The organism is Pelagibacterium limicola (assembly GCF_015694405.1).
Taxonomy (GTDB): domain Bacteria; phylum Pseudomonadota; class Alphaproteobacteria; order Rhizobiales; family Devosiaceae; genus Pelagibacterium; species Pelagibacterium limicola.
Map to the genome: position 1 here is coordinate 14,552 of NZ_JADQDB010000011.1, position 14,062 is coordinate 28,613.

Annotated in this window: 19 protein-coding genes and 1 tRNA gene; 11 read left to right on the forward strand and 9 right to left on the reverse strand. The window is 60.2% G+C overall.

The window, feature by feature from the left end; genetic code table 11:
- Positions 1–67: 67 nt before the first annotated feature.
- Genes I2G20_RS16260 through I2G20_RS16270 form a run of 3 tightly spaced genes read right to left on the reverse strand, consistent with a single transcriptional unit; the run spans position 68 to position 1,736 of the window.
- Positions 68–1,039, reverse strand: coding sequence for an NAD(P)-dependent alcohol dehydrogenase (locus I2G20_RS16260; protein ID WP_196260796.1), 972 nt, complete (start codon positions 1,037–1,039; stop codon positions 68–70).
- The gene (locus I2G20_RS16265; RefSeq protein ID WP_196260797.1) at positions 1,036–1,269 is read right to left on the reverse strand and encodes a helix-turn-helix transcriptional regulator; all 234 of its coding nucleotides are present in this window, start codon (positions 1,267–1,269) and stop codon (positions 1,036–1,038) included. The genes I2G20_RS16260 and I2G20_RS16265 overlap by 4 nt, the downstream gene beginning before the upstream one ends.
- Positions 1,266–1,736 (reverse strand): hypothetical protein, encoded by a 471-nt coding sequence (locus tag I2G20_RS16270; RefSeq protein WP_196260798.1) that lies wholly within the window; start codon positions 1,734–1,736, stop codon positions 1,266–1,268. Before I2G20_RS16270 ends, I2G20_RS16265 begins: the two co-directional genes overlap by 4 nt.
- A 189-nt stretch (positions 1,737–1,925) precedes the next feature.
- Between I2G20_RS16270 and I2G20_RS16275 the strand changes: the two genes are divergently transcribed.
- Together I2G20_RS16275 and I2G20_RS16280 are read left to right on the forward strand one after the other, a co-directional pair.
- A complete protein-coding gene (locus I2G20_RS16275) occupies positions 1,926–2,204 on the forward strand; it encodes an Rdx family protein (protein WP_207747664.1) in 279 nt (92 codons plus the stop codon).
- Between the two features lie 175 nt (positions 2,205–2,379).
- On the forward strand, positions 2,380–3,012 hold the full coding sequence (locus I2G20_RS16280; protein ID WP_196260800.1) for a peroxiredoxin: 633 nt from the start codon (positions 2,380–2,382) through the stop codon (positions 3,010–3,012).
- 76 nt (positions 3,013–3,088) lie between these two features.
- Here the strand turns inward: I2G20_RS16280 and I2G20_RS16285 are convergent, their stop codons facing one another.
- The 4 genes from I2G20_RS16285 to I2G20_RS16300 are packed head-to-tail and all read right to left on the reverse strand — an operon-like array spanning position 3,089 to position 5,113.
- Positions 3,089–3,676: a DUF2799 domain-containing protein gene (locus tag I2G20_RS16285; protein ID WP_196260801.1), complete on the reverse strand. Its 588-nt coding sequence runs from the start codon at positions 3,674–3,676 to the stop codon at positions 3,089–3,091.
- 48 nt (positions 3,677–3,724) lie between these two features.
- The gene (locus I2G20_RS16290; RefSeq protein ID WP_196260802.1) at positions 3,725–4,102 is read right to left on the reverse strand and encodes an MmcQ/YjbR family DNA-binding protein; all 378 of its coding nucleotides are present in this window, start codon (positions 4,100–4,102) and stop codon (positions 3,725–3,727) included.
- Positions 4,099–4,749 carry a peptide-methionine (S)-S-oxide reductase MsrA gene (msrA, locus tag I2G20_RS16295; protein ID WP_196260803.1) on the reverse strand — a complete coding sequence of 217 codons (651 nt, stop codon included), beginning with the start codon at positions 4,747–4,749 and terminating at the stop codon, positions 4,099–4,101. The genes I2G20_RS16290 and msrA overlap by 4 nt, the downstream gene beginning before the upstream one ends.
- 34 nt (positions 4,750–4,783) lie before the next feature.
- The gene (locus I2G20_RS16300; protein WP_196260804.1) at positions 4,784–5,113 is read right to left on the reverse strand and encodes a hypothetical protein; all 330 of its coding nucleotides are present in this window, start codon (positions 5,111–5,113) and stop codon (positions 4,784–4,786) included.
- 173 nt (positions 5,114–5,286) lie between these two features.
- On the opposite strand from I2G20_RS16300, the gene I2G20_RS16305 reads away from it, so the two are divergent.
- Positions 5,287–5,376, forward strand: a tRNA-Ser gene (locus I2G20_RS16305).
- Positions 5,377–5,630: 254 nt separating this feature from the next.
- Here I2G20_RS16305 and I2G20_RS17165 read toward each other — a convergent pair.
- Entirely contained in the window at positions 5,631–5,867 is a 237-nt protein-coding gene (locus tag I2G20_RS17165) for a hypothetical protein (protein ID WP_207747665.1), read from the reverse strand.
- Positions 5,868–6,354: 487 nt separating this feature from the next.
- Positions 6,355–6,891, reverse strand: coding sequence for an anthrone oxygenase family protein (locus I2G20_RS16310; RefSeq protein WP_196260805.1), 537 nt, complete (start codon positions 6,889–6,891; stop codon positions 6,355–6,357).
- Between the two features lie 63 nt (positions 6,892–6,954).
- Here I2G20_RS16310 and I2G20_RS16315 point away from each other — a divergent pair, with 63 nt between their 5' ends.
- The 8 genes from I2G20_RS16315 (at position 6,955) to I2G20_RS16350 (ending at position 13,619) form a co-directional block, all read left to right on the forward strand.
- Positions 6,955–7,605: a TetR/AcrR family transcriptional regulator gene (locus tag I2G20_RS16315; RefSeq protein ID WP_196260806.1), complete on the forward strand. Its 651-nt coding sequence runs from the start codon at positions 6,955–6,957 to the stop codon at positions 7,603–7,605.
- A 118-nt stretch (positions 7,606–7,723) separates the two neighbouring features.
- Positions 7,724–8,815, forward strand: a complete 1,092-nt coding sequence (locus I2G20_RS16320) for an ABC transporter substrate-binding protein (RefSeq protein WP_196260807.1) — start codon at positions 7,724–7,726, stop codon at positions 8,813–8,815.
- Positions 8,816–8,824: 9 nt separating this feature from the next.
- Complete coding sequence (locus tag I2G20_RS16325) at positions 8,825–9,886, forward strand: FecCD family ABC transporter permease (protein WP_196260808.1); 1,062 nt, start codon at positions 8,825–8,827, stop codon at positions 9,884–9,886.
- Positions 9,883–10,638 (forward strand): ABC transporter ATP-binding protein, encoded by a 756-nt coding sequence (locus I2G20_RS16330; RefSeq protein WP_196260809.1) that lies wholly within the window; start codon positions 9,883–9,885, stop codon positions 10,636–10,638. The genes I2G20_RS16325 and I2G20_RS16330 overlap by 4 nt, the downstream gene beginning before the upstream one ends.
- Positions 10,635–11,234 carry a hypothetical protein gene (locus I2G20_RS16335; RefSeq protein WP_196260810.1) on the forward strand — a complete coding sequence of 200 codons (600 nt, stop codon included), beginning with the start codon at positions 10,635–10,637 and terminating at the stop codon, positions 11,232–11,234. Before I2G20_RS16330 ends, I2G20_RS16335 begins: the two co-directional genes overlap by 4 nt.
- Before the next feature lie 2 nt (positions 11,235–11,236).
- Positions 11,237–11,878 carry a hypothetical protein gene (locus I2G20_RS16340; protein ID WP_196260811.1) on the forward strand — a complete coding sequence of 214 codons (642 nt, stop codon included), beginning with the start codon at positions 11,237–11,239 and terminating at the stop codon, positions 11,876–11,878.
- Positions 11,875–12,375 carry a hypothetical protein gene (locus I2G20_RS16345; RefSeq protein ID WP_196260812.1) on the forward strand — a complete coding sequence of 167 codons (501 nt, stop codon included), beginning with the start codon at positions 11,875–11,877 and terminating at the stop codon, positions 12,373–12,375. Before I2G20_RS16340 ends, I2G20_RS16345 begins: the two co-directional genes overlap by 4 nt.
- A 191-nt stretch (positions 12,376–12,566) precedes the next feature.
- The gene (locus I2G20_RS16350; RefSeq protein WP_196260813.1) at positions 12,567–13,619 is read left to right on the forward strand and encodes a helix-turn-helix domain-containing protein; all 1,053 of its coding nucleotides are present in this window, start codon (positions 12,567–12,569) and stop codon (positions 13,617–13,619) included.
- The last annotated feature ends 443 nt before the right edge of the window (positions 13,620–14,062 follow it).

The following is a 14,062-nucleotide window of genomic DNA, read 5'->3' on the forward strand; positions in this document are numbered from 1 at the left end:
GCGCTCGTACCCGCTACCTAAGCCCCATCGGCAGGCAACGGTTCCAGCCGGGTTTCCGCGTCCCACGCTATGGCATCGTTACAACCACGCTGCCACGCTTTAGGCCAGAAGCTGCGCGGGTGTGGGCCTTAGCGATTTCGGACAAGGGAAAAACGGAATCGATCAGGGGCGTATAGATGCCTTGTGCCGCGAGTGCCGTCAGGTATTGGAGGTCTTCGGTCCGCTCGGGTGTCGTGCCCGTGACGTTACGTTTGCCGCCCTTGCTCTGCCTCAGCATTCCCGGCAGGCTGGCGGCGATGCCGAGGAACCGACCGCCGGGTTTGAGCGCATCGAGGCACGCATCGAGACTGGTGACGCCCGCCGTGTCGGCGATGACGTCATAAGCAGCGTGTTCTGTTGTGTAGTCGGTATAATGATAATCGATAACCCGCTTCGCGCCGAGGTTTTGCGCCAATTCCATATTGGGTGCGCTGGTGGCGGCTGTGACCTCGGCGCCCATGTGACGCGCGAGTTGGACGAGAGCGGAGCCCACGGTGCCGCTGCCGCCAATCACGAGGATTTTCTCCCCGGCCTGCAGCATGGCCCTGCGCAAAAAGTAGAGCGCCGTCGTGCCGCCGAACGAGAGGGCCGCGGCTTGCTCGAACGAGAGATTTTCCGGCTTTTTGACGATGGGCTTGGTTTCGGCAATAGCCCTGTACTGCTGGTGAGAGCCAAAGCCGGGCATGGCGATGATTTCATCTCCCGCCACAAAACGGGTGGCCGATCTGCCGACGGCGACGACGGTACCCGACAGTTCGGCGCCCAGGATCGGCACACGGGGCTTTCGGAAGCCGAACACAAGGCTGGCCAACAATCCGAATCCTTTGGGATAGGTCCGCGTGCGAATGCGGATGTCTGCCGAATTGACGGTGGCGGCAGCGAGCTTGACGAGGATTTCATGATCGCGCGGCTCGGGCACGGGTCGTTCGGCAAGGACGAGGTTTTCCGGTCCACCGAAGCCGGTGAGGATGGCGGCGGTCATTGTATTTGGCAGAGTCATCCTCGAGTCTCCTTTTCCCCAGCTTTCCATTGAAACACCTCGCCGATCTCGACACCGAACACCTCGGCGATGCGGAAGGCGGCTTCGAGCGAGGGGGAATACTTATTGTGTTCGATTGCCGCGACGGTTTGTCGGGTCATGCCGATTTTCTCGGCGAGTTCCGCCTGGGTCATTTCACCGTGGTCGAAGCGCAGACGACGGATCGTGTTGGTGATCGGCGGAGGCGTCATGCGGCAGCCGTTGTGCGGAAATGGCCGATCAGGATAGTTTCCCGGATGAGGCCGGCGGCCATACCGACAACCATGAGCGCGTTCGCCATCAGGATCGCAGTTGCCCCGGCCGGATCGGCGGCGAACTCCCCGCGGGCCACCTCGCTGACCCAGAAGCTGGCGATTGCCACCACTGCAATGCCGAGTTCCAGAACTCGCCGGCAGACCTTGTCGGCCCGTGCTTCTATGATGCGTTCGAGTTCATCGGGCGGCGCATCGAAATCTTCACGCGCCATGCGGGCGCTGACGATTGCGAGGCCGAGCAGGAGCGCAATGTGGATGACGAGGGTCCAGACAAAGACCGTCAACAACGCCCAACCATCGATATCCCGGCTCGCCACCGCGGCAAAGAGGGTGGCGAAATAATAGGGCCAGAGCAAGAAGGTGGTGACCAGGGCGAACCAGGCCTGCTTTTCCCGAACGGACATCTTCGCCTCGAAGCAATGTGAAAAATCTGTGGCTTGATATCCATTATTATTGTCATAATGTCAAATATTTTTTCCATAGTGGTTCGTGATGAATGCCTGCCGGAGCAACGCACCCCATTTAGGGATGACGAAGCCAGGGGGCCGGGCTAGTCTCGCCCAATCGGGAATCGAGCGGGCCAGAGCACCATGATGAGCGGAAAGCCGAAGATCGCCATTACCTATTGCGTGCAGTGCAACTGGCTGTTGCGGGCGGGCTGGATGGCGCAAGAATTGCTCTCGACCTTTTCGGATGCGCTTGACAGCGTGACATTGGTCCCGGCGACCGGCGGAGCGTTCGAAATCGTTTGTGACGGGGAAAGCCTCTGGGAGCGCAAACGGGACGGCGGATTTCCGGACGTTAAAACGCTCAAGCAGCGCGTGCGCGATCGAATAGACCCCGAGCGGGATCTGGGCCATATCGACCGATAGCGTTCTTTTCCGCTGTCCCTCCTCCTTCCGGAAACCGATACTCGGCTGCGCGATCAATAGGCCAAAGTATTCCGCTCCATCCCGGTGTACCAAACACCTGACGGGCCCATATTAGCCGGGTGGAAAGATACGCGCGTTCCGGGCGTTGTCCCAGGAACCGGAAAGGAGACCCACCATGCCCATTCTCATCGGCGATATCGCCCCAGATTTCACCGCCCAGACCACTGAGGGCGAAATCCGCTTTCACGATTTCATAGACGGAAGCTGGGCGGTGCTGTTCTCGCATCCCAAGAACTATACCCCCGTCTGCACGACCGAGTTGGGTTATACCGCCAAGCTCAAGCCCGACTTCGACAAGCGCGGGGTCAAGGTTCTCGGGCTGTCGGTGGACAAGATCGAGGATCATGCCGGCTGGGCACGTGATATCGAGGAAACGCAGGGCGCGGCGCTTAACTTCCCGCTCATCGCCGACGATGGCTCGATCGCCCGGCTCTACGACATGATCCACCCCAACGCCAACGACACCCTGACCGTGCGATCAGTCTTCGTCATAGGGCCGGACAAAAAGGTCAAACTCAAGATCGAATACCCCGCATCAACCGGGCGGAACTTCGATGAAGTGCTGCGCGTAATCGACAGCCTGCAATTGACGGCCAAACATCAGGTAGCAACGCCGGTCAACTGGAAGCATGGCGAGGATGTGATCATCGTCCCCGCGGTCACCAATGAGCAGGCAAAGGACAAATTTCCTGGCGGCTGGAACGAATTGAAGCCCTATTTGCGCATAGTGCCGCAGCCACAGGGCTGAGGCTCCGAACGGGGCCCGGCGCCCTGACGGCGCATGGATAGGAAGGGCGGCCTGGAAGCCGCCCTTTTTCATATCTTTAGAAGGGTATGTTTGCCTGGGAGAGCCGCAACTCCTCCGAGCGGCGAATGCTGGCAAGTTCGCTTTCGCGCGCGGAACGCTCGCGCTCAAGGACGAGCCGGGTGTTTTGCAGCGACTGAAGCTGGGTCCGCATGGCCGAACGCTGTTCCGGAGTCAAATCCGGTTTGGCGACATTGGCGATGGCTGTTTCGATTTCGCTGTCCAGCGAGGTGATCCGTGCATTGAGATCAAAGAGCGCGCGCGCAGCGGTGTGGACGCGGGCAAACGACACGCCGATCTCTCCCTGGCAGGTATTGTAGGATGCACGGCCTGCTCGCCCTTCACGCTCAGCCCGCTCCAGCCGGCAATAGGTCCGCAAACCCTCCTGCCGTCCGGCTTCGTAGAGCTGCCGGTCCAGCACTATGCCGTGCTGAGCACAGGCTGAAATATGGTTGTCGACATACGATGCCGGATATCCGTTTGCGCCGTCTCCGATCCCCACGGAGCGCCAATCCCCGGCGGAACACTCGGCTTTGGAAAGCGTCGCACAAGATGCGATAATGGCCGCCGCGAGAAAGGCGGCCCCAATAAGAGCGAGACGTAGCATTTATTAATCCCCCAATGAAATGGGGCAATAATGCAGATCAAATACCAGTTACGCAATAGGACCAAGCGCAATCCGAAGGGTCTTCGGCAGGGATTGAAATGCGAGGGCGTGCGCCTGAACGATGTAGGCGCTAAGTAGATCAGCATCGAGCGCCGCTTCTGGCTCGACCTCCACCCATTTGGCCCGGGCAAGGTAAGGTGCGGGTCGAACCCCATGCTCGTCCTTGAGCAGGTCAAAACTCATGTCCGAACACTTGAACGATATTGCAGGGCCATCGCCGTCCCCATCCGAAAAGATGGCAAATATCTTTGCCCGGTCGCCGGACCCCACCTTGGCGACGCTAGCACCGCCCCACTGGTGGACAATAAAGCCGTGCGGCAGGTTCCCCGCGAATGTCTCGAAGCTGTCCCGCTCGAATATGTTCATGCTGCGGGGAGCGGGCACGACACGCCGGTGCCCTTCAAGCCGCAATACCCGTTGGGATTTTTGGCCAGATATTGCTGGTGATAGGTTTCGGCAAAATAGAACGGACCAGCCAGTGCGATTTCGGTGGTGATCTCCCCTGCCCCGGCAGCGTCGAGTTCGGCCTGATAACGCACCCTGCTCATTGCTACGGCCTCGGCCTGGGCCGGACTGGTGGTATATATGGCCGAGCGGTATTGCGTACCGACATCATTGCCTTGGCGCATGCCTTGGGTAGGGTCGTGCTCCTCCCAGAAGGTCTTCAAGAGGGTTTCGAGGGAAACCTTAGCCGGATCGTAGACGACCATCACCGCTTCGGTATGTCCGGTACGGCCCGAGCAGACTTCCTCGTAGGTCGGGTTGAGCGTCAACCCGCCCTGGTAGCCCACCGCGGTGACCCATACCCCTGGAAGCTGCCAGAACAGCCGCTCGGCGCCCCAGAAGCATCCCAGGCCGAAATAGATCGTTTCGGTCTCCTCGGGATAAGGGCCCTTGAGCGGACGGCCCGAAATGAAATGGGTATCGGCGATCTCGAGCGGGGTATCGCGACCAGGCAGCGCCTCGTCCGCGGTGGGCAGAGAAGCGGACTTTGAAAAGAGCGAAAAGATCATCAGGACAGCCTCCTTGGGGAGAGCCTCGCCCGCATCACAGCTGGTCGATACTGACGAGACGGCGGCGATTGCGCGTGCGGCTGAGCAACGCAAAAGCGATCCCGAGGCCGCCCAGCACTGCCCACCCGGGCCAGCTCAGCAATGTGGTGATGACCGGTGCCCAAAGCAAGGGATGCGCGGCAGTCTCGACATAGTCCTGCGCGGTCCGCAACGTTCCGGGGAAGAAATCATCCCAGGTGCCTTCGAGCGAGGTAACAACCAGCGCATTGGACGCCAATGTCCGCGTTCCGTCGATGATCAGAAGGATCATCGCCAAGGCAAGCAGCACAGCGGCCAGAACAAACGCAATCCGTCTCAATGCCATTCCAACCGCATCCCTGAACCCCTGCCGGACCTACCATAGCCAACACGACATGATAAGAGCGGATGCGCCGCATATAGTACTCGTCCCAGCACCGGCGGCAAGCAGCCGATCAAAAAGTGACGTTTACCCCTTGGCATAATGCAGAAAGCCGGATAATCGAGCACTCGCAAAATGGAGAGATGGCCGAGTGGTCGAAGGCGCACGCCTGGAAAGTGTGTAGGCGGGCAACCGTCTCGAGGGTTCGAATCCCTCTCTCTCCGCCATTTGCTTTTAACGGCAGTAACGCTTTGTTTTAGCTGATATTTTCGGATAGCACGGTGACGGCGGGGCCCATGAAAGTGCTCCAAAAAGCCCGCCTGATCGCAGCCTAAGCTACTTGCGTGGTACCGGCCAGGAAGGGGCAGGCGCAACACCTGGATCGCCCCTACCTGGAGGCTCCCCCTTAGGAGCAGAGTCGCCAGGGTGCGGACGAGGTGGAGACGGTCTGGGCGGGATCGGGAGAGGAGGCCTAAGCATATCACTCGCCTATGTTGGTGAAGGCAACGGCACAGATTGCCAACGTACCTAAAGCAAAGAGCCAGAAACTCAAGGTGTTGAGCCTGCTGGTCCACATTCTGTGCTTGTTTACGGAGGGCTGCGCCTCGATATGCTTCCGGTATTCTGCATCGAGGTTCTGGATGTCGAGATTAGCTGCCTTCCATGCAGTCTGGTAGGAGCACAATTTGGTGAGAATTGATGCGAGAATAGAAACCACGCAACTAGCAAGAGCCACTTGTGCAAAATGACGTCGGTGCCGTCTAGTTTATCTACAAAGGCAGTGAGAGGCCGAGGGCACCTGAAGCTAATGTAAGAAGGGCTTTATCAAACGTCCTGATATTGTGGCTGGAAAGTTCAGCAAGAGCTTTGCGCCGCTCGATGAAGCAGGCGTACTCCATTTCATCTTGGTCTAAACTCGACGCGTCCCTCATTGCAGCATCTTACCCGATTGGCCTCGGCCAAAGTCACCCCCCAGAAGCCACCGTGTGAATGGCGATGGTCGCGAACCCTAGGCCAGTCAGTAGGTCGTATTTGTGGAGCAGGCTGATGCCCCCCCTTTGCCCTCGATCATGTTACCGACAATCTGCCCTCCGAGTACAACAGCAAAGCCGACCACCGGGCACATCAAGGCGGTCTACTCCCGGGCGACTTGATCGGGGGCGGTTCAGTCCGATTGCGCTTCGGACGCCAATCTGTGAAGGCCGTTATTCCAATGGGGCCCCTGTTGGGTCGACAACTCGTGATGACCTCCCAGGAGCGTTCGATAGACTACCCCCTTTAGGTCGATCGACAATTATGGCCGCCAGCAATAACGCCAGGGCAGAGACCGAGAATCCCGTACGCCAAATGTGCCAGTTCCACCACTGCGCCCGCAGGTCGCTCCAGCCTCCCGGAAGTGCATCAGGAGACCACTCCATCACCAGATCATTGATCGGTTGACTGAAGAGCCGGGTGGTAATGCCGGCCGCGGCCATGAATAACAGAGCCACCAGATACAGCCAGAAAATGTACCCCTTGCCACGTGCCGACCAGACAAGAAAAAGTGTGAGCCCAATAGCTGCAAAACCCAGTGCTGGCAGCAGCACGTTCAGGCCGCGCACGGCTCCCTGGTGCATTTCAACAAAGGTCGCCGGCGCGAACAAGGAAGGATCATATCCGCGCCAGATTCCAAAAACGCTTCCGGCGACGAGCGCAAAGAGCAGCGCAGCGAAATACTGGCAAAGCATGAGCCGAAGGTTCATATCATCCTCCATACCAGGCTGGGCGCTGGCGAAATATTCAATACTGCGATACTGTATCCAAATATGAGCGATGTAAAGTCACAAAAACGGCGCTATCAGTCGGACCTTCGCAAGGCACAGGCTGCCGAGACTCGCGAGGCCATGCTCACGGCGGCTGATGACCTTTTTAGGCGGAGGGGGTGGGTAGCTGCCACGATCGCCGACATCGCGGCCGCGTCACGCGTTTCCAAAGAGACCGTCTATGCGGTCTTTAGGAACAAGAAGGCAGTCCTGCGGGAACTGATCGTCCGCGCCGTCCGTGGCACGGACCCGAAAACCCCGCTGATCCAGCAGGAGGCGACACGTAGTATTGCCAAGGAGGCGGATCAGGCGCGGCAGATAGAGTTGTTCGCAGCCGGGATTGCTAAAGTGCTCGAGCGGGTGGCGCCGTTGATGGATGTGGCACGGGCTGCTGCGGAAACCGATCAGGCCATGGCCAAGCTCTACGAGGAACTTCAACGCGGGCGGCTGAACAACCTCGAATGGTTTGCCAATGCACTGGCGCGCACCGGCCCGCTGAGAGACAACATGGATCCGGGCGCAGCCGGACGCATCATCTGGCGGCTAGCCAGTCCCGATCTCTTCATGCTGATAAGGAACGTCGAAGGCGCTTCCCAAGAGACTTATGTCGATTGGCTGGCAACAAGCCTGAAGCTTCTGCTCCTTACCCGCTAAACCGGGCGAAAGTGCCAATCGGCAACGCCATGCTGACCGAAGAGTATCCTCGTTTTAAGTTGACAATGATATTCAACTTTATAAAAGAGGAGTTGTTTAATCATATTTCGGTGCGCTTATGTCTCCCGCTAATTCCCTCTCTTGTGCCGGCGCTGCCGCGCTCACCTTCGCCCTCTTATCCACCGCAGCGGCCTATGCGCAGTCGATCGAGATCGTCGACCAGGAGAACCGCACGATCACCCTCCCCCGGCCTGCGGAGCGGATCGTCACCATCCCCATGCCGATGGCCTCAGGCGTCATTGCGATCGACGGATCGGCGGACAAGCTTGTGGGCATGAACCCGCTATCGCTGACCGCCATCCAAGAGGGCATTCTGGGGCGCATCTTCCCCGAGGCACTGTCGATCACCGACGCGGTGACGGCGACCAATTTCGTGCCCAATGTCGAGGCGCTCGCAGCGGCAAATCCCGATCTCGTAATTCAGTGGGGTGGGCGCGGTCCCGAAATCGTTGATCCGATCCTCAATGCAGGTCTCAACGCGCTGCTGATCGTTTACGGCAACGAGACCAACACCCGCGACTATATGAGCAATGTCGCCACCGCGATCGGCAAACCCGAACGCATCGAGGCACTGGTCGACTGGCGCGAACGAGTGCAACAGGAAATCGCAGCTACCACAGAAGGGTTGTCGGACGACGAACGTCCCAACGTGCTTTATCTGGGCCGCTCGCTTTCCGATATCACGGCCTCGGGCGCGCCCAACAACTACAACAACTGGTATATCGAGCTTGCGGGCGGCAAGAATGCCGCGGCCGAACTTGAAGGCAACCAGTCGATCAACCGCGAGCAGATCGCGCAATGGAATCCCGATGTCATCCTGCTCAATTCCTTTGAGCCCGAACTCGACGTTTCCTGGGTTTACGACGATCCGATCCTGTCGCTGACCACAGCCGCGCAGGAAGGCCGGGTCTACAAGATGCCGCTGGGCGGCTATCGCTGGGATCCCCCCAACCAGGAATCGCCGCTGACCTGGATGTGGCTGGCCGAGTTGCTGCACCCCGATCTGTTCGATTTCGATCTCCGCTCGGAAATGGTCGAAGCCTACCAGGTCCTCTACAACCATGCGCTGACCGATGCCGATATCGACGAGATCCTCTGGGTTTCCTTCCAGGGCGACGGGGCTGGCTATGACCAGTTCCTTGCCGACTAGGCCGGGACGATGACCGATGCCACGCTGGGGCCGGCGCAATCGCGCCGCCCCTTCGGGATATCTGCCACTGCTCTCGTCTTTGCGGGGATGGGCGCCTTCACCCTTCTCAACATCGTCATTGCCATATGTGTCGGACGCTATGGCGTGCCGGTCGGTCGGGCGCTCGAAATCGTTGCACACGCAACGCTCAATCCGGGCGCCGAGCTTTCGGAAATCGACGAGCGGATCGTCTGGCTTGTCCGAACCCCGCGCGTGCTGCTCGCTGCGCTGTGCGGTGCCGGGCTCGCGGTTTCGGGTGCCGCGCTGCAAGGCGTGTTCCGCAATCCGCTCGTGTCCCCGCAGGTGCTGGGCATATCGCAAGGCGCGGCCTTCGGGGGCGCGCTGGCGATCTCGCTGGGCATCTGGGGCGCACCGCTGCTGATCATGGTCTTCCTGTTCGGGCTTTCGGCGCTGGCGATGGTCGGGTTCATCGCGCGGATCGACGGGCGCACCGAAATCATAACGGTGATCCTGTCGGGCATGGTGGTAGGAGCACTGTTTTCGGCCTTTGTCTCGTTGCTGCAATATTTTGCTGACCCCAATTCCTCGCTTCCCGCCATTGTCTACTGGCTCATGGGATCGTTCGCCACAGCCACCTGGGAGCGTGTCGGCATTGCAGCGCCTGGCATGGCGATCGGTGTGTTTCTGCTGTGGTCGCTGCGGTTCCGGCTCAACATTCTCTCGCTTGACGATGCCGAGGCGCGCAGCCTTGGTGCCCGGCCCGATCTGGAGCGCTGGATCATCTTTGTATTGGTCGCGCTGGTCGTTGGCTCGCAGGTCGCAGTTTCGGGTGTCGTGGGCTGGATTGGGCTGGTCATCCCTCATGCCTGTCGTCTCATGGTCGGTTATGACCATCGCAAGCTCATCCCGGCCTCCATCATCGCCGGGGCCGGATACATGGTGCTGATCGACACGCTGGCACGCACCATGACTACAGCGGAAATACCGCTCGGGGTGCTGACGGCCATCGTCGGAGCGCCCGTCTTTGCCCTGCTTTTACGTCACCATTATCGCGAGAAGGGTTCGAAATGATCGGACTTGAAAATGCGTCGGTTGCCTTTGGCAAGCGAACGGTCCTCGACAAGCTCAACTTCAACGTGCCGCGCGGGCAATGCATGGCCATTCTCGGCCCCAACGGCCGCGGCAAGACCACCGCGCTGCGGGCTATGCTGGGATTCCAGCCCTTGGCCAGTGGCTCCCGGGTCGCTCCCCAAGTCGTGGGGTACGTGCCGCAGTATGCTTCTGCCAGCCAGAGCTATTCGGTACGCGAAGTTGTGGTGATGGGACGCGCGACGGGGCTCGGGCTTTTCGGCCAGCCCCGGCTTGGCGATTATGCCGCCGCAGACAGCGCACTCGAGCGCGTGGGGGCAGAACGGTTTTCAGGCGAGCGATTCGACCGGCTTTCTGGCGGCGAGCGCCAGCTTGTGCTGCTGGCACGCGCGCTGGCGACAGGGTCGGACGTGCTGGTACTGGATGAGCCAGGCTCGGCGCTAGATCTTGCCAATCAGCAGCGCCTGCTAGTGATGCTCGACGGTTTACGCCAGCAGCGCGACAAGGCAATCGTCTTTACCACCCACGACCCCAATCATGCCCTCGCTGCCGCCGACACCGCGCTATTGATGATGCCCGACGGTCCGGCTCTTTTCGGCCCAGTCGAAGAGATGATCGCGCCGGCCCCGCTCGAAGCGCTTTATGGCGTGCCGATGAGGTTGGTCGAGATGGAGGCGGGCAAGGGCCGTACCCGCGCCGTACTGCCCGCCTTTGCAGGAAGACGCGCGGCATGAGCGTTCTGTTTGTCCATTCCCACTATGGCGAGCCGGGGCGAGGTTGGCAGGCACTGGCCGATGAGGGCAGGCTCACCATTGTGCGCGAGCGCGAATTGTCCCCAGAACATTTCGCAACCACACAGGGCATTGTTACCACCACGCATCTCGATCAGATCGGGTTCATGGGCTGGAAGGATGAGATTGCGGCTCTCTTCACGCGCGGGGGCAGCTGGTTTTTCAACGGCCACACCTTGAAGCCGTTCGTTGACGGGCTTAGCACCTACCGTCCACTTGGAAGTCCCAAGCGTGCCGACCTCAGGCTCACCCGGCTTTTCGAACACCCGATCTACCAAGGGATTCCGCAAGGTGATCTCGAGGAAAACAAGGGTGTGGCCGGATTCTACGGGCGGGGTCACAACCCGATGCCGGCGGGTGGGACGGCGGTCAACGGTATCAGCGCGGCGTTGCTGCCCATTGACTGGGAGTGGCGATTGCCCGGCGGTGGCAGGATGTTCTCGCACGCCGGGAACGATCTGGGTGGCATGGGCGCCGACGCCGGACACAGCGGCGTCCTGACCCGGCGTATTGCCGCTTGGGCGGCAGGGGAGATTTGAGCATGAAAGTCCTCGCCGTACATCCAGGCACCTATTATCACATCGAAAGCCTCGAAGGGCCGCGCTATGGCGGATACTTCGATGAGTTCGTGCGGCCTGAAGATCTGGGTGACGTGGAACTCGATGATTTCGACGTCGTGCTCGTCCCCTGCCGGACGCCCGCAGACCGCATGGCAAAAAATTCCGCACAGTTGCGCGCCTATCTCGACAAGGGGGGCACGATCATCGCGACCGGGGAAAGCGACAGCCATCTCTGGCTGCCGGGCATAAGGTTCACCCCCCAGCCGACCAATTTCTGGTGGTGGCTGACGCCGGGCGCCGACCTTGGCGTACGCATTGCCGATCCCAACCATCCGCTGTTCGCGCGGTTGGCGCAGCGCGACATCACCTGGCACCTGCATGGCTGGTTCGACGCGCCGGACGGGGCCGAGGTGCTCGCCGTCAACGATGACGGCAAGCCGATCCTCTATATCGACGGGGTCACGACCAAGGGTCGCATGGTGGTCACCTCGCTCGATCCCTTCTACCACCATGGCAGCCATTTCATGCCGGCAACGACACGGTTTCTCGATGGGTTCCTCCCGTGGATGCGCACTCATCTGGTCCGGAATTCCAAAGCACACGAAAGGGTCGCCGCACTATGACAACGCTCACCGTTGCCGAGGACGGCAAGGTCCTCCATTTCTCCTATGACGACCTGATGCGCTATCATGGGTTCGGTTTTCCCGGCGGAGTGGCGCATGGACTAAAAGTGCTCGAGCGCGCACTGCCGCTCCTGAGTCCGGACGAACCCGCCGAAAGGCGCGAAATCTCGATTCGTACGCCGTTCCGGGGCCCTGGTGCGCGCGACGCCTTCGAGATCGTTACACGCAGCCTGACCGAAGGACGTTACAGCGTCGAGGCAGACCTTGCCCAGCCGGAGCGCGGGGAAACGCTCAAGGGTTACGTCTTTATTCTCAGCTACCGGGACAAGACCGTTCGTCTGCGCATCCGCGAAGGGATTGTGCGCGAGGAGTTCATTTTTCTTGGGCGCAAACCGGATCGCACGGCTGAAGAGACCATCCGCCTCACCGAATTGAAGCAGGACATGGCAGAACGCCTGCTGGCATTGCCGGCGACGGATATCTATGACCCGTTCTGACCACGAGACCATGAGACCATGAGACCGCACGCTTCACGTCCTGACGGGTGATGCTCTCGTGCCGTCTCACCGCCCCTTTCCTTGTCGGCATATTGCCTTGTCGCCAGGTCTCCAAGAAATATCGCCTTGCCGGACCTAACGCGGGCACAGTAATATTTATCAAATGTTAAGCCGTGGGGGCGGCGTGGATCATGGGGAATGGGGATATCGAAGGGGTAGCGCCGGCACCCCTCACGCGCCTACCCTTTTCCAGCTTCAATACCAGCGACCTGCCGCAAGAACAGGCCTTTGCCGGCTGGCAAGAGCAGGTCAACACCTTCGTGGACGTCCGGCCGCACGACAAGGACGAAGCGTTCTTTGGTTCCATCCATGCTTTTCTCCTCGGTGGCATGCAGTTGGGCATGTTCAAGACCACGTCCCAAAGCTGGGATCGATCGCGCTTCCGCATAGGGCGCGACGGGCTCGATCACTACGGCTTGCAGATCTACCTGAACGGCTCCTGCGGGCAGCGTGACGGTGCAAACGGTTCCTACGCTCGAAAAGGCGATCTGTTCATCTGCGATCTTGCCCAACCGCACCGCAACGAAACGATCAGTCCTGAAGCTCTATACCTCATGGTGCCTCGTGCCGTGCTGGCCCCACTTCTCAAGGCACCGGACGCTCACAACTGCCGCCTACTTTCAGGTCACAGCCCCCTCGTGACTCTGCTCCGCGAACACTTGCAAATCCTTCTTCGGCAGGCACCGGCGATGAGCATGGAGGAGGCCGGCATGATCGTCAGCCCAACGCTCCAGCTTGTGGCCGCCGCGATCAACGCCCAACCTGCAGAGGTGCATGCCAGCGGGATCAACCTTGCCCTGACCATGCAGATCCGCCACCTGATCGAGCTAAACCTGTTGGATGCCGCCCTTTCCGCCGAAGCGGTAGCGGCTCATTTCGGAATCTCGACGCGCAAACTCTATTATCTCATGGAAAGTTCCGGAGGCTTTACCTCCTATGTGCAGGAGGCGCGGCTGCGGCGCGCCCGCGCCGATCTGCTCGATCCCCGGCAAAGCCATCGCAGCATCGCCGAAATCGCGCAGGCATACGGCTTTGCCCATCGCAAGAGCTTCATCCGGGCGTTTCGACGGCTTTACGACATCGGTCCGCGCGAAATGCGTCAGCTCGGAACCCAGGGCACGACCATTCCCCCGCGGCGCAGCGTCGGGGATGACTGGCGGCATTGGATGTATGCGGCCGGCTAGGAAGCCCGTTTCCACGCTCCGGCCCTCAACCGCCGCGCCGCGACGATGCCGTGGCAGTCGCCGGTGCGCGATTCGAACCTGAGGGCTGTGTCTACACCGCTGTTCCAAGCCGAACCTTGCGAATGCGGCCACTAGTTTTGCAGTCGCGGCCACATTTGCAACGCTCCGCTTCATTCCGCTTGAGACAGGTCGGCGATCTCCTGAAAAGACGGGAACTCAACTTCGGCGCCGGGTGCGCGCCTGCAAGATAGTTTTCGTCAAGGGGTGGGAAGTGAAGTCAGAGGCAGGGGTAAACTGTGGGGGAGTATCCCCGGGTCGCAAGGTGGGCGGCTGCCCGAGACGCCGTCGCTCGCTGATGTTGGCTCTGCTGGGGGCAACGGCTCTAACGACCACACAGGTATATGCAGCGGATCGCGACTGGCTTGGCGACGTTTCAGCGGATT

Bases quoted from the DNA above. Each gene is read 5' to 3' on its own strand.
- I2G20_RS16290 (WP_196260802.1), bottom strand. From the start codon at position 4,102: ATGAACATATTCGAGCGGGACAGCTTCGAGACATTCGCGGGGAACCTG.
- I2G20_RS16280 (WP_196260800.1), top strand. From the start codon at position 2,380: ATGCCCATTCTCATCGGCGATATCGCCCCAGATTTCACCGCCCAGACC.
- I2G20_RS16320 (WP_196260807.1), top strand. From the start codon at position 7,724: ATGTCTCCCGCTAATTCCCTCTCTTGTGCCGGCGCTGCCGCGCTCACC.
- I2G20_RS16325 (WP_196260808.1), top strand. From the start codon at position 8,825: ATGACCGATGCCACGCTGGGGCCGGCGCAATCGCGCCGCCCCTTCGGG.
- I2G20_RS16285 (WP_196260801.1), bottom strand. From the start codon at position 3,676: ATGCTACGTCTCGCTCTTATTGGGGCCGCCTTTCTCGCGGCGGCCATT.
- I2G20_RS16335 (WP_196260810.1), top strand. From the start codon at position 10,635: ATGAGCGTTCTGTTTGTCCATTCCCACTATGGCGAGCCGGGGCGAGGT.
- I2G20_RS16300 (WP_196260804.1), bottom strand. From the start codon at position 5,113: ATGGCATTGAGACGGATTGCGTTTGTTCTGGCCGCTGTGCTGCTTGCC.
- I2G20_RS16270 (WP_196260798.1), bottom strand. From the start codon at position 1,736: ATGTCCGTTCGGGAAAAGCAGGCCTGGTTCGCCCTGGTCACCACCTTC.
- I2G20_RS16260 (WP_196260796.1), bottom strand. From the start codon at position 1,039: ATGACTCTGCCAAATACAATGACCGCCGCCATCCTCACCGGCTTCGGT.
- I2G20_RS16315 (WP_196260806.1), top strand. From the start codon at position 6,955: ATGAGCGATGTAAAGTCACAAAAACGGCGCTATCAGTCGGACCTTCGC.
- I2G20_RS16350 (WP_196260813.1), top strand. From the start codon at position 12,567: ATGGGGAATGGGGATATCGAAGGGGTAGCGCCGGCACCCCTCACGCGC.
- I2G20_RS16340 (WP_196260811.1), top strand. From the start codon at position 11,237: ATGAAAGTCCTCGCCGTACATCCAGGCACCTATTATCACATCGAAAGC.
- I2G20_RS16265 (WP_196260797.1), bottom strand. From the start codon at position 1,269: ATGACGCCTCCGCCGATCACCAACACGATCCGTCGTCTGCGCTTCGAC.
- I2G20_RS16345 (WP_196260812.1), top strand. From the start codon at position 11,875: ATGACAACGCTCACCGTTGCCGAGGACGGCAAGGTCCTCCATTTCTCC.
- msrA (WP_196260803.1), bottom strand. From the start codon at position 4,749: ATGATCTTTTCGCTCTTTTCAAAGTCCGCTTCTCTGCCCACCGCGGAC.
- I2G20_RS16275 (WP_207747664.1), top strand. From the start codon at position 1,926: ATGAGCGGAAAGCCGAAGATCGCCATTACCTATTGCGTGCAGTGCAAC.
- I2G20_RS16330 (WP_196260809.1), top strand. From the start codon at position 9,883: ATGATCGGACTTGAAAATGCGTCGGTTGCCTTTGGCAAGCGAACGGTC.
- I2G20_RS16310 (WP_196260805.1), bottom strand. From the start codon at position 6,891: ATGAACCTTCGGCTCATGCTTTGCCAGTATTTCGCTGCGCTGCTCTTT.